Origin of the sequence: Arenibacter arenosicollis, assembly GCF_014397245.1 — a bacterium.
In the GTDB taxonomy this organism is placed as follows: domain Bacteria; phylum Bacteroidota; class Bacteroidia; order Flavobacteriales; family Flavobacteriaceae; genus Arenibacter; species Arenibacter arenosicollis.
Genome location: NZ_JACLHY010000011.1, coordinates 64,152 through 78,060, shown reverse-complemented (window position 1 = coordinate 78,060; position 13,909 = coordinate 64,152). Strand labels below are relative to the sequence as shown.

Annotated in this window: 14 protein-coding genes; 5 read left to right on the top strand and 9 right to left on the bottom strand. The window is 38.7% G+C overall.

The genetic code is table 11. The features are described from left to right. Positions 1–213: 213 nt before the first annotated feature. Positions 214–639 carry a type II 3-dehydroquinate dehydratase gene (aroQ, locus tag H4O18_RS12160; RefSeq protein ID WP_187584932.1) on the top strand — a complete coding sequence of 142 codons (426 nt, stop codon included), beginning with the start codon at positions 214–216 and terminating at the stop codon, positions 637–639. 152 nt (positions 640–791) lie between these two features. Here aroQ and H4O18_RS12155 read toward each other — a convergent pair whose 3' ends face one another. The 4 genes from H4O18_RS12155 to H4O18_RS12140 form a co-directional block, all read right to left on the bottom strand. Beyond that, entirely contained in the window at positions 792–1,076 is a 285-nt protein-coding gene (locus H4O18_RS12155) for a DUF3817 domain-containing protein (protein ID WP_187584930.1), read from the bottom strand. Between the two features lie 95 nt (positions 1,077–1,171). After that, positions 1,172–2,563: a dihydrolipoyl dehydrogenase gene (gene lpdA / locus H4O18_RS12150; protein WP_187584928.1), complete on the bottom strand. Its 1,392-nt coding sequence runs from the start codon at positions 2,561–2,563 to the stop codon at positions 1,172–1,174. A 165-nt stretch (positions 2,564–2,728) separates the two neighbouring features. Beyond that, positions 2,729–3,223: a peptide-methionine (R)-S-oxide reductase MsrB gene (msrB, locus tag H4O18_RS12145; RefSeq protein ID WP_187584926.1), complete on the bottom strand. Its 495-nt coding sequence runs from the start codon at positions 3,221–3,223 to the stop codon at positions 2,729–2,731. A gap of 151 nt (positions 3,224–3,374) precedes the next feature. Beyond that, a complete protein-coding gene (locus tag H4O18_RS12140; protein WP_187584924.1) occupies positions 3,375–3,938 on the bottom strand; it encodes a collagen-like triple helix repeat-containing protein in 564 nt (187 codons plus the stop codon). 162 nt (positions 3,939–4,100) lie between these two features. Between H4O18_RS12140 and glgB the strand changes: the two genes are divergently transcribed. The 4 genes from glgB to H4O18_RS12120 all read left to right on the top strand — a co-directional run bounded on the left by glgB (position 4,101) and on the right by H4O18_RS12120 (position 10,749). Beyond that, a complete protein-coding gene (glgB, locus tag H4O18_RS12135; protein ID WP_187584922.1) occupies positions 4,101–5,996 on the top strand; it encodes a 1,4-alpha-glucan branching protein GlgB in 1,896 nt (631 codons plus the stop codon). 99 nt (positions 5,997–6,095) lie between these two features. Beyond that, a complete protein-coding gene (locus tag H4O18_RS12130; protein WP_187584920.1) occupies positions 6,096–8,495 on the top strand; it encodes a glycoside hydrolase family 31 protein in 2,400 nt (799 codons plus the stop codon). 40 nt (positions 8,496–8,535) lie between these two features. Next, positions 8,536–9,345 carry a M48 family metallopeptidase gene (locus H4O18_RS12125; protein WP_187584918.1) on the top strand — a complete coding sequence of 270 codons (810 nt, stop codon included), beginning with the start codon at positions 8,536–8,538 and terminating at the stop codon, positions 9,343–9,345. Positions 9,346–9,420: 75 nt separating this feature from the next. Then, positions 9,421–10,749 carry an MFS transporter gene (locus H4O18_RS12120; RefSeq protein WP_187584916.1) on the top strand — a complete coding sequence of 443 codons (1,329 nt, stop codon included), beginning with the start codon at positions 9,421–9,423 and terminating at the stop codon, positions 10,747–10,749. Between the two features lie 93 nt (positions 10,750–10,842). Here H4O18_RS12120 and H4O18_RS12115 read toward each other — a convergent pair whose 3' ends face one another. From H4O18_RS12115 to H4O18_RS12100, 5 genes are read right to left on the bottom strand one after another with little or no spacing between them, the layout of a single operon-like run. Continuing rightward, on the bottom strand, positions 10,843–11,358 hold the full coding sequence (locus tag H4O18_RS12115) for a head GIN domain-containing protein (protein WP_343065461.1): 516 nt from the start codon (positions 11,356–11,358) through the stop codon (positions 10,843–10,845). Positions 11,359–11,381: 23 nt separating this feature from the next. Further along, positions 11,382–11,567 (bottom strand): hypothetical protein, encoded by a 186-nt coding sequence (locus tag H4O18_RS22485; protein ID WP_343065460.1) that lies wholly within the window; start codon positions 11,565–11,567, stop codon positions 11,382–11,384. A gap of 15 nt (positions 11,568–11,582) precedes the next feature. Next, a complete protein-coding gene (locus H4O18_RS12110) occupies positions 11,583–12,674 on the bottom strand; it encodes a hypothetical protein (RefSeq protein ID WP_187584914.1) in 1,092 nt (363 codons plus the stop codon). Continuing rightward, a complete protein-coding gene (locus H4O18_RS12105) occupies positions 12,655–13,215 on the bottom strand; it encodes a hypothetical protein (RefSeq protein WP_187584912.1) in 561 nt (186 codons plus the stop codon). Before H4O18_RS12105 ends, H4O18_RS12110 begins: the two co-directional genes overlap by 20 nt. Then, positions 13,205–13,768, bottom strand: coding sequence for an RNA polymerase sigma factor (locus H4O18_RS12100; protein ID WP_187584910.1), 564 nt, complete (start codon positions 13,766–13,768; stop codon positions 13,205–13,207). The genes H4O18_RS12105 and H4O18_RS12100 overlap by 11 nt, the downstream gene beginning before the upstream one ends. Positions 13,769–13,909: the final 141 nt, after the last annotated feature.

The window sequence follows — 13,909 nt, the reverse complement described above, 5'->3', positions numbered from 1 at the left end:
CCAACTTTTATGGGATAATCGGCTTTTATAATATATGGTTCATGGCGTATTATGTTGAGCAAATATGTTTGATGCTAAATATTAAATTGAATCTAATTAAAGTGTCATTTCAGGGGTGGCTTGGCATATGATGGATTGTCCCTTGGAAAGAAGTAACAAAAAGTATTATTTGGCCATCTTTTTTTATGAATTACAATTTCTTACATTTAACCCATGAAGATTATCATTGTCAACGGACCAAACCTTAACCTTTTGGGAAAACGCGAGCCAGAGGTTTATGGAAAAACAACTTTTGAGGAGTATTTTGCTACTTTGCAATTCAAGTTTAAAGACCTGCAATTGGAATATTATCAGTCCAATATAGAAGGGGAAATCATTAATAAATTACACGATTGTGGTTTTGAAGGATATCAGGGCATTGTTTTGAATGCCGGTGCCTATACCCATACTTCCATTGGTATTGGCGATGCTATAAAAGGAATAACCACTCCAGTTGTAGAGGTACATATTAGCAATACTTTTGGGCGTGAGGAATTTAGGCACACCTCCTATATTTCTCCGGTAGCCAAAGGCGTTATATTAGGTTTTGGGCTAAAAAGTTACGACTTGGCCATTCAAAGCTTTTTAAATAAAGGCTAAGCTTGCTGATTGGGTGAAGATAATAATAGCCATAAAAGTTGAAAGCAGCGATTCTTTAATCGCTGGGGTTATTAAAGACTAGAACGTAACCACTTCGCTCTTAGTACTATTCATTGCACACTGAGGACTGTTTACTAAAGCCTGTTCACTTTTTACGCCATCTGTGGCTTTAGATACTTCTTGTCTACATAAAAAGTACCAAATGGAACAAGAGAGGCAATAAAAAGGATAGCAAACATCTTTAAGTCCCATTTTTTTTCAATACATACCAGTATGGCCAGTACCACATAGGCCATGAATAGAAATCCATGTGCATAACCAATGTAAATATTGGGTTCTGGTATTTGGGCCATATATTTTAGGGGCATCCCAATTCCAAAAAGTAATAAATAGGAAATACCTTCGAGAATTGCGGTTAAACTAAAAATTTTCAACATATCTTTTTCGGTGATTTTTGTGATCGGAATATTTTTTTAGACCCGTCAGGTAAAGCCTGACGGGTCTAAATTTGTTAAGGAATATAGACCTTTAGCTATATATGTATTACTTCCCCGTAAGCATGTGCAACAGCTTCCATTACCGCTTCGCTCATGGTAGGGTGGGGGTGTACCGCTTTTAATATCTCATGTCCGGTGGTTTCCAATTTACGGGCTACTACCGCTTCGGCAATCATGTCCGTTACTCCTGCACCGATCATATGACATCCCAGCCATTCTCCGTATTCGGCGTCGAATATTACTTTTACAAATCCGTCCTTGTTGCCCGAAGCACTGGCTTTTCCACTTGCCGAAAATGGGAATTTACCAACTTTTATTTCGTAACCTTTTTCAATGGCCTGCTTTTCGGTCAGTCCAACCGATGCAATTTCTGGAGAACAGTAAGTACATCCAGGGATGTTGCCATAATCCAACGGCTCAACGTGCATGTCGGCTATTTTTTCCACACAAAGTATTCCTTCTGCTGAGGCAACATGCGCTAGGGCTTGTCCCGGTGTAACATCACCTATGGCAAAGTATCCTGGAATATTGGTTTGGTAATAATCGTTTACCAAGATTTTATCCCTATCCGTTGCAATTCCAACATTTTCCAAGCCAATATTTTCGATATTGGTTTTTATACCTACGGCAGATAATACTATATCGGCCTCAAGAATTTTTTCCCCTTTGCTAGTTTTAACAGTAGCTTTCACCCCAGTTCCTGAAGTGTCTACCTTTGTTACCTCTGAGGAGGTCATAATCTTGATGCCTGTCTTTTTAAGACTGCGTTCCAATTGTTTTGAAATCTCCTCGTCTTCTACTGGTACAACATTAGGTAAAAACTCCACTACGGTAACGTCCGTACCCATTGCATTATAGAAATAGGCAAATTCTATTCCTATGGCACCACTGCCTACTACGATCATTTTCTTTGGTTGTTTATCCAAGGACATGGCCTCGCGGTAGCCTATAATTTTTTTGCCATCCTGTGGAAGGCTTGGCAATTGACGGCTACGGGCACCAGTGGCAATAATGATGTTATTGGCCGAATACTCGGTTTCCTTACCGTCATCAGACTTTACACTTACCTTTTTGCCAGGTTTTAAGGTTCCGTAACCCTTAATGACTTCAATTTTATTTTTTTTCATCAAAAATTGAACGCCCTTGCTCATGCCTTCCGCTACATTCCTACTTCTTTTAACCACGGCGTTAAAGTCCTTGTCAACACCTTCCGCCTTAAGTCCGTAATCGGCTGCATGAAGCAAATATTCGAAAACCTGAGCGGATTTCAATAATGCTTTGGTAGGGATACATCCCCAATTTAAACAAACGCCACCAAGATTTTCTTTTTCTATAATGGCAGTCTTAAATCCCAATTGAGAGGCTCTGATTGCGGCTACATAACCTCCAGGACCACTACCTAATACAATAATATCGAAATTGCTCATTTATATTTTTTTTGATAAATAAATTATGAAGTCGCAAAGTTACAAAACCATACTGAATTCACACGGATGCCATTTTAAATTAATTGGAATAAATAAGGCTGGCCTAAAGGAACGAATTGGCCAGCCTAATACAAGATGTAATTTTTTATAACTTTTAGACTGGCCTTATTTTTCTGGTACAAAGTTTAAGGCTGTCCCGTTTATGCAGTGTCTCTCGCCAGTGGTTTTTTTAGGGCCATCGTTAAAAACGTGACCTAAGTGGCCGCCGCAGGTTGCACAGTGTTCTTCTTTTCTGGCATAGCCCAAATTGTAATCCACATCAAAGCCCACATTTCCTTTTATTTCCCTGTCAAAACTAGGCCATCCCGTTCCGGAATCGAACTTGTGTTCGCTTTTAAAAAGCTCCGTTCCACAGGCTGCACAGGTATAGACACCTTTTTGTTTGTTGTGCAGTAATTCGCTTGACCCAGGGTTTTCGGTACCTGCCTTGCGCAGCACATAAAACTGCATGTCCGTTAATTGCTTACGCCACTCTGCTTCTGTTTTGGTGACTTTAAACTGCTCCTTTTTTTTGGAATCTATTTTGGATACTTCCTTTTCCTGGGAAGTACCCTTGCAACCAATGAATACGACACATAGTGCAAATATTATTTTTTTCATATAGCTTTTCATTTTTTAATGATTTAGACGGAAATGTTGAAGTTTCCTTGCAGTACTTATGTACGGGAATTTTAAAGTTGAGGTTTCAATATATAAAAATAGCCCTTAATTCCGTTAGGAAATAAGGGCTAATAAAATTATAATGCTACCATTAATTTAACTTAAAGCGCTGTACATCTTTCTCTTCAACGCCCATAGTTCTCATAACCGCATTGATATTTGATTTGTCCAATTTAGAACCGGCCAATTTTTCTGCCGGTAAAATGGCTATTCTAAATACCTGGTCTTGCGTATCTGCAGCAGTAAGTGTACCTAGATCAAAATCGGCATCCAAGAAAATGCGTACGTCTAAAAAGGAGTGGTCGTAGTTATATTGTAAAATCCCTTGATTTAATAATACGGTTTGTGGTAACAGACGCCAGACATCAATAGGTGGTTCACTGCCTCCATCCAGCTGTTCCCATAAAATATACACCAAAACAACATCAGTTTCAAAAACCTCGACTGTCTGGGGAAATTCATATGTTATTTCATAGTCGATTGGGTTAAAATCGCCCTCTATGTCTATAACCGTTCCCAAAATGTTAACACCATCCAGCCCGTCCTGTCCGTCCTGTCCGTCAAAACCATCAAAGCCTGGGGGTCCTGCCGGTCCTTCGCAGGAAATAAAAAATAAAGCTATAAATGCGCCGAGTAATAAGGTAACTTTTTTCATAATATTTATTTTAGAGTTTTTACGAATTGTATAATTGTTATTGTATTTTTATAGTAGTTTCAAAAAGCGTTCCAATTTTTATATCTATACTTGCAAAGTTAGGTTTTAGTTAAAACTTAGCGTTCCTGTATCAAAGATAATATTGCACTAAATAACATAATCATGACCAAAGTAGTATCCCATAGTTTATTTACAGATTTTGATATTGATCTTTTTAAGGCGGGTAAACATTTCAAATTATATGAAAAGTTGGGATCTCATCTCATAGAAGTCAACGGAGTCAAAGGTACTTATTTTGCCGTGTGGGCCCCGTCGGCGAGGTCTGTTTCAGTGGTGGGCGACTTTAATAATTGGTACGAAGCGGATCATCAACTCAATGTTCGTTGGGACGGAAGTGGTATTTGGGAAGGATTTGTGCCCGAATTGGGTCAGGGGACTTTATATAAATATATTGTTCATTCCACCAATCATGGGGTAGTAACAGAAAAAGCAGACCCTTTTGCCAGAAGTTGTGAACACCCTCCTATGACAGCGTCAATTGTTTGGGATGCCAAGCACGAATGGAAAGATGAAACATGGATGAAAACCAGAAAGGACAAAAATGCCTTGGATAAACCATACGCGGTGTATGAAGTGCATTTGGCCTCATGGAAGCGAAAATCCAATAATGATTATCTGACCTATTCGGAATTGGCCAAGGATTTAGTGGAATATGTTAAGGAGATGAATTTTACCCATGTCGAGTTTATGCCGATTATGGAGTATCCTTATGATCCCTCATGGGGATATCAATTAACAGGTTATTTTGCCCCTACATCTAGATTCGGGAAACCTGAAGGGTTTAAATTATTGGTGGATACATTGCACCAAAACGGAATTGGGGTTATCTTGGATTGGGTGCCTTCCCATTTTCCGGAGGATGCACATGGTTTGGGATTCTTTGACGGTTCCCACCTTTATGAACACCCGGATAGTAGAAGGGGGTATCATCCGGATTGGAAAAGTCTGATATTTAATTACGGTAGAAATGAGGTAAGGGCCTTTTTGATCAGTAATGCCATGTTCTGGTTAGATCAATTCCATGCAGATGCCCTAAGGGTAGATGCCGTTGCGTCCATGCTATATTTGGACTATTCAAGGGATGAAGGTCAGTGGGAGCCCAATATATATGGGAATAATGAGAATTTAGAAGCTATTTCTTTTATTAGGGAACTAAATGAAACCGTTTATTCCAATTTTGAAGGAATACAGATGATTGCAGAAGAATCTACCTCCTTCTCAATGGTGTCCAAACCTGTCAGCATGGGAGGACTTGGCTTCGGAATGAAGTGGATGATGGGATGGATGCACGATACGTTGGAATATTTTAAAAAGGAGCCTGTTTATAGGAAACACCATCAAAATGATCTAACATTTAGTGCTACCTATGCATTCACGGAGAATTTTATGCTGCCATTTTCACATGATGAAGTTGTTTATGGCAAACAGTCCCTGTTGTACAGAATGCCGGGCGATGAATGGCAACGTTTTGCCAACTTAAGATTGCTTTTTGGGTATATGTATACTCATCCGGGCACTAACTTAATTTTTATGGGAGGCGAATTCGGTCAGTCTTCCGAATGGAATTTTCAAAAAAGTTTGGACTGGCACTTATTACAATATGATTTTCACATTGGAATCCAAAATTTGATAAAGGACTTGAACAAACTTTATCAAGAGTATCCTGCCCTTTATGAGAAACAATTTAGCCCTGAAGGTTTTCAATGGATAGATTACGGGGATCATGCCAATTCGGTCTTGACCTATATAAGAAAAGGACTCAATCCCAAGGAAAATATCTTCATAGCCTGTAATTTTACTCCTGTTCCAAGGGAAAAATATAGAATGGGAATTTCTAAAACAGGACAATTAAAGGAAATTTTCAATAGTGATGATACAAAATATGGTGGTACTGGAATGAAAAATGGTACGCTAAAAATAAGTAAAACCCCGTGGCATGGATATGATAAGTCCGTGGAAATCACTATTCCACCTCTCGGAGTAGTTGTTTTTAAATGATTATGAGGTCTTATAGCGCAATTGATTATAAATGCGACGCATATCATTTCGTTAATTCGGGTGAATGTTCTTTTTTTGTATTCGCAAAAATGACAAACCATGATCACCAATACTGAGCTTGAATACAAAGGGAATTTATACCCCAATACTATTGTCGAGTACCGCAGGGATACGGATAAATTGTATTTTACTACTTCAAATGGGGTTATTTTAGAGATGACTATTTTGCGTGATAGTATATTTAGATTTAGATATGCTACCGAAAATATTTTTGAACCGGATTTCTCCTATTCTATTAGTGAAGATGTAAGTATAGGGTTTAATCACCTTAAGGTAGAGGAGAATACAACAGAGTATCTGGTACATACGGCGAAACTTAGGGTATTGGTCGATAAAAAGACACTAAGGATACAGATATCGGACTTGGAGGGCAATATCATTAATGAGGATGAGCTTGGTTTTCATTGGGAGGAGAATTATGAGTTTGGGGGAAACTCTGTAAAAATGAGTAAGATCACTCAAAATGCCGAAAGTTTCTATGGCTTGGGCGATAAGGCCACGCATTCCAACCTCAAAGGTAAGCGTGTAAGTAATTGGGTTACGGACCAGTATGCTTATGGTAAAGATCAAGACCCTTTGTATAAGGCCATTCCATTTTTTATAGGTTTGCATAATAATAAGTCCTACGGTATTTTCTTTGACAATACTTTTAAAACCAATTTCGATTTTGCACATGAGCGCAGAAACGTAACCAGCTTTTGGGCAGATGGGGGAGAAATGAACTATTATTTTATCTATGGCCCCCAAATGAGCCAAGTGGTAAAGTCATATACAAATTTAACGGGAACGCCAGAACTGCCTCCTATGTGGGCCATGGGCTACCATCAATCCAAATGGAGCTATTACCCCGAAAGCAATGTCAGGGCACTGGCCAAGAATTTTAGAAAGTTGAGAATCCCTTGTGATGCAATTTATTTGGACATAGATTATATGGACGGATTTAAATGTTTTACCTGGGACAAATCCCGTTTTCCCAATCCCAAAAAAATGATCTCCGATTTGGAGGAAAAGGGATTCAAGACGGTGGTTATGATCGATCCTGGAATTAAGATAGACAAGGATTATTGGGTTTATCAAGAGGGCGTAGAGAATGACTATTTCTGCAAGAGGGCCGATGGTGCTTTTATGAAAGGCAAGGTATGGCCAGGGGAATGCAATTTTCCCGATTTTACCAATCCCAAAGTTAGGGAATGGTGGGCCGAATTATATAAGGAAATGATGTCTGAAATTGGTGTACACGCCGTTTGGAACGATATGAACGAACCTGCCGTAATGGAAGTGCCTACCAAAACGGCGCCTTTGGACACCCGTCATGATTATGATGGCCATCCCTGTTCGCACAGGAAAGCCCACAATGTTTACGGAATGCAGATGGTACGTGCTACCTATGAGGGAATAAAAAAATACGTTTATCCAAAGAGACCATTTGTAATTACTAGGGCAGCATTTGCTGGAACCCAAAGATTTTCATCAACATGGACCGGCGATAACGTGGCTACTTGGGAGCACCTATGGATTGCAAATGTTCAGGCCCAACGGATGTGTATGAGCGGATATTCGTTTATAGGTTCGGATATTGGCGGTTTTGCCGAACAACCTAACGGAGAGCTGTTTGCCAGATGGATACAGTTGGGGGTGTTTCATCCTTTCTGCAGGGTACATTCCAGTGGTGATCACGGGGATCAAGAGCCTTGGTCTTTTGATGACGAAGTAACCAATATAGTGCGTAAATTTATTGAATTGCGCTATCAATTGTTGCCGTATTTGTATACCATGTTCTACAGGTATTCCAAAGAAGGTGTGCCTATGTTAAAACCTTTGGTGCATTTTGACCAAGAGGATCATCAGACCCATTTTAGGACAGATGAATTTATTTTTGGGGAGCAAATTTTAATATGCCCGGTACAGGAACCCAATGCACAAGGTCGCAGGATGTACATTCCTAGAGGAACCTGGTATAATTATTGGACCAATGAAGCTGTTGTGGGTGGCATGGAGAAATGGGTGGTAGCCGGATTGGATAAAATTCCGATATTCATAAAAGAGGGGGCCATGATTCCTAAATATCCGGTTCAGCAATATGTTGGTGAACTGGAAATTAAAGAACTGGTTCTGGATGTATATTATAAAAAAGGGGTGGAAACTTCAACCGTTTACGAGGACGGTCAGGACGGATATGATTACAAAAAAGGTAGATACAGCCTTAGAAACTTTAATTTTAAAGGTAAGGAAAAAGAATTGGTGATCCAACAGTTTAAGGACGGCAGTTTTATTACTTCGTATAACACCTTTAAAATGAACCTTCATGGATTGCCCTTTAAAATTAAGCAAATACTGGTAGATAATGAGATTGTTGATTTAAAGGAAGTGAAGTTAAACGGAAATAATAATATTCATTTAAGCAAAGATTTTACTGTATTGCACATTATCGGCGCCTAAAATTTTTGTAATTTTCGATGAATAAATACATAATTCTACGATGAAAAAAATTGTTTTAATAATAATGGTCTTTTTAGGGGTTACAGCTTGTAAGACCAATCCCTTTACAGGACAAAAGGTTTTGAATTTTTATCCCAACAGTCAGATTTTTCCAACTGCATTTGCCCAATATGACCAATTCCTCGGCGAAAACAAAGTATTAACAGGTACCGCAGAGGCACAAATGATTACCAGAACCGGGCAGCGGATTGCAGCGGCAGCGGAACGATGGTTGACTGCCAACGGTTATCCTGGATATTTAAAAGATTATAAGTGGGAATATAATTTAGTGGACGATAAGGCTATAAATGCATGGGCGATGCCAGGTGGTAAGATAGTTTTTTATACCGGAATACTTCCTATAGCCCAAGGGGAAACAGGGGTTGCCGTCGTAATGGGACATGAAGTTGCCCACGCCCTAGCCGATCATGGCGCACAGCGCATGAGTGCCGGCACCTTGCAGCAATTGGGAGCTGTAGCAGGTAATGTGGCTATTCAGGATGAACAAAAAAGGAATATATTTAACCAGGCTTATGGCATTGGATCCCAAGTGGGGGTAATGCTTCCTTTTAGCCGCAGTCATGAAACAGAGGCCGATAGAATTGGTTTGCAAATTATGGCCATAGCCGGTTATAATCCGGATGAGGCTGCGGAACTTTGGAAAAGAATGAAGGCCAATAGTGGAGGTGCAGCGCCACCAGAGTTTTTAAGTACCCACCCTTCTAACGATACTAGGATAGCCAACCTTACTCAATGGGCACCTTTGGCAAAACAGGAAGCAGCTAAATTTGGTGTTACCTCTTTTCAATAGTGGTATTTGTAATAAGAATTATAAAGTAATTTCAATAGCGAAGCTGTTCTTAAAGGGGACAGCTTTTTTTTATATATGGCTAGAACTCTTCCGAAAAAGGGCAGTAATAAATTGTTGAATGCATGGGCATTTTACGATTGGGCCAATTCAGTTTATAGTCTTGTAATTTCTTCGGCAATATTTCCTATTTTTTATGGAGCCTTATTTCGGGTGGCCGAAATAGAGAAGGTGGTTGTCTTTGGGGGAGAAATAGCTAGGGCCCCCTTAATAAGTTATGTAACCTCGGCAGCATTTTTGTTCATAGCCATCATAACGCCAATTTTGTCCGGTATCTCCGATTATTTGGGCAATAAAAGGCTGTTTATGAAATTATTCTGTTACTTGGGAGCATTTTCCTGTATTGGGCTGTATTGGTTTTCTTTGGACAATATTTATTTCAGTCTGATCTGCTATTTTTTTGGTTTGGTCGGTTTCTGGGTGAGTTTTGCCTTTAATAACTCCTATTTGCCTGATGTTGCTTTTCCAGGACAACAAGATCGCATCAGTGCAAAAGGTTTTTCGTTGGGATATGCCGGCAGTGTTATTTTATTGTTGTTTAATTTGGCGATGGTAATGAAACCCAATTTATTTGGTATTGAAACGGATGTAAATGATGTTGCCGAAATAAAGGCCATGAGGTATTCATTTTTATCGGTTGGTATTTGGTGGATAGGGTTTGCACAGTACACTTTTTATTTTCTTCCAAAAGGATTTAAAAGAGAAGGGGATAGGAAGCATATAATACTAAATGGGTTTAGGAAGCTAAAAGGGGTCTGGCATGAACTAGGGGCTCAAAAAAAATTGAAGCGATATTTGGGTGCATTTTTTGTTTATAGTATGGCAGTGCAGACCGTTATGCTGATTGCGACCTATTTTGGGGAAGAAGAGATTCAATGGCATTCGGATTCCGAACGTACAACAGGGTTAATTATCAGTATCCTACTTATTCAGCTTGTCGCAATTTTAGGGGCTACCCTGACAGCTAGGGCTTCCAAAGCCTTTGGCAACATTAGAACACTTATTGTGGTGAATATTCTGTGGGTATTAATATGTATTTATGCTTATTTTCTAATTACACCATTGGATTTTTATATAGCTGCGGGCTTTGTTGGAGTCGTCATGGGTGGGATTCAGGCACTTTCGCGATCAACATATTCCAAGTTTATTCCCGAAACAATAGATACGGCCTCATTCTTTAGTTTTTATGATGTAGCGGAAAAGATAGGAATAGTAATAGGTACTTTTTTATATGGTTTTGCAGCGCAGTATTCCGGAAGTATGCGATATGCCATTATTTTATTGGGGCTGTTTTTTTTAGTTGGCGCATTTCTTTTGACCAGGGTAAACAAGGTCACGGAGAATTAAAATTCTATGTTAATTGGCTACCCCATTTTCTGGTAAGGTTCCGGTTTTGGACGTTTCACTAAAACAAAAACATGCCTTATACAAAGTTGTAAATTAATGATTGGAGATATCTCCTGAACCGGAAACTTTACTATTTATTTTTTCAGGATTCCCCCGGTAATCTATATCACCAGATCCGGATACTTTTGCATCTATTTTTTTGTTGGCGGTAACCTTAATGTTTGCAGAACCGGAGACAGATGCAACTACATTATCTGCAATTAGGTCATAGGCATTGATATCTCCTGATCCAGAAATAAATACTTCAAAATTGGTGGTAATTCCACTTAAGACCATATCTCCAGATCCAGACATACTAGCTTTTGCGGAAGTGGCATCCAAACCTAATGAGATATCTCCCGAATCTGACATAGAGGTTTCAAAATAATCTGTTTTTATTGTCTTTTTGCCAACAATATTACCTGATCCAGACAAAGTTAGACTGTTAATATGCTCTACGGGAATGGTAATGGAAACGTCTTTTTTCCAAAAAGAAGGATTTAGGTTGAATCCTTCCTCCACCTTGATCACTAATTTATTATTTTTTGCTTCGGTAATGATATGATCCAATATGTTTTCTTCCCCTACCAGTGTTATTTGCCTTCGCTTCCTTCCACCAGGTCAATATCAAAAGAACCCGAAATTGCAATATGGTCGTAATCCAATATGGTTCTCTGTATTGTGGTCAAATTACCATTGCCGCTTATTTTTTTATTTTTCTGAGCAGTCAATGTGTCCATGACAAATAATACGATTAGGATAGTTGTTGACTGTTTCATTATTATGGTTTTAATTTATTTTCTAAAGAACGATATTCCTCCGTATTCACTATTTATAGACATCAGATTACCACTATTTTGACTTCCATGATAACCTTGGTAGTAGCTTGTGTTGGATTTTTCCTTGCTTATGTTTATTTCGAAATCATCTTTCCCGCTTACTCCGGCATATTCGGTTTCAATTTCAAAATTGAAATGATATTCAGGGGAGTATCCTATCTTAATGCCGGTATAATCACTACTTATTTGGAGATTTTTGGCGTCGGATGCCATCTTGTCTATTTTAACGGACCCGTAGCTCGATTTTACATCCACATTACCATGGATTAGTCCTAATCTTACATTTACATAGTCGCCATTGCCCTGAATATTTTTGGCCTCTCCAATTTCCAAATTGCCATAATCGCAAACATAGGTCAGGTTTTTCATTGTTTGGACAGTAGCATTTGTATAGTCTGCAACGATATCCAGGTCTCCTGCCCTTTCAATGGTGAATCCGGAATAGTCAGCGTTGATTTTGCCACTATTTATATAGCCAATGGTAGATTTGGAAGTATAGTCGAAGGATAACTGGTTACTTCTGCCATGCAGTTCCCCAATTTCCAACCTGCCATAATCACAATTGATATTGGCATGCCCGTCTATTCTATCCAAAATTATGCTCCCGTAATCGTTACTGAGATTAACACTGTTTTTAATAGGGATTCTGATCGTGTAGTTCACTTGCATATTTACATTGTTGTTATTGCCCCAGTTCCAGCCCCAACTATTTCTGTCCTTGTTAAAGATGGTTGTAGCGGAAACCATATGGTTGTTGGCCTCAAAATCGACCGTAATTCCATCTAGCTTGCGTTGTACCTTATCCTCATTGTCCCCCGTTGTCTTGATATTCACCTCGATTGTAACCCGGTCTTCGTTCCAAGAGGTTATGTTTAAACTGCCATAGCTATTGGAGATTTTCAAAAGTGCGTCCAAATTTACTTTGTACTCCTTTTTAATGATTTTTTCCTTGGTATACTTGCCCCTTGGTGTATCGTTGTTGGAAAATGATATAAAAGGAATAATCAATAATATGACGATTATATATCTAAGCTGTAATATTTTCATCTTTGTAGTTTTTTAAAATCTTTATTTCTTCTATTTGCTCCAATACTTCATTTAATAGGCCTATTCTAGTCTGGAAATTTGTAATCATGGCGCTTAATATTAGTTTGCTATTTCCGCCATTTAATAAATCCTGTTCCATTTTTTTGTAATCGCTATCCAGTGTCCTAAGTTGCATCATGGTATCGGCGATCAACTTCTGTGTTTCAGGGGTGCTTTTACTTTGCATTATTTTCACTTGTTCCTCAATTAAGCTTGCAAAGTAGTATTCGGTGTTGGTGATTTCTGGTGAAATATTCGAAACCTTTTGCCGCAAACTCGGGGATGGGTTAAAGAAATTAAAACCAATAGAGCAAAGTAAAAGCAAGGTGGCGGCTATGGATAGGGATTTCCACCATATACCGGTCTTTTTTGTTCCTGTGGCAGCAGCTGATGATGCCTCCAATTTTGATAAAAACCGTTGCCTATGTCCATCTATGGGCTCTTCAATATCGAAGGAACCTTTTAATTCCCTGAACAGATTTTCAATGTGGTCATTTTCCATCGTATACCGTATATAATTTTTGTCTTAGGCTTTCTTTGGCCCTTGAAATCATTGTTCTGCAATTGGCATAACTCAAATTCATTATTTCGCTTATTTCTTCGTAATCATATCCTTCAATTAAATGTAAGGTCAAAGAAACTCTGTAATTGTCTTTTAGCAGTTTCATGGTTTCAATCACTTTTTGAGCCTTTAGTTCAATCATACCATAATCTGGGACATATGCATCATTGTCTTCGACCTTGTACATTACATTGCCAAGATCAATTTCTTGGCGCTTTAATCGTTTTCTGTATTGATGAATACTGTTGTTTACCACTATGCGCTTTAACCACGCCCCAAAAGATACTTCTCCTTTAAAGGTATCCAGTTTGGTCAATGCGCTTAAAAGTGATTCCTGCATAACATCCTCGGCAATGGCACTATCTTTTACAATCCTAAAAGAAAGATTGTACATTCCCTTGTAATAGCGATTGTAAATTTCCATTTGTGCATTTCGGTCACGACTTAAACACAATGGTATTAGTTCATCAATATGTTTCTTTTCTAGGCTCAAAAAGGAATTGGTTTGCTTAATAGATGAAGTAATTTAGGGAATGTTACAGTTTATTTATAAAAAGATTTGACTTGTTGGCATAAGAATTGCCCAATTAGAATTAAAAGGAAATAGCAAGATCCATAATCGCCTTATTTTTAA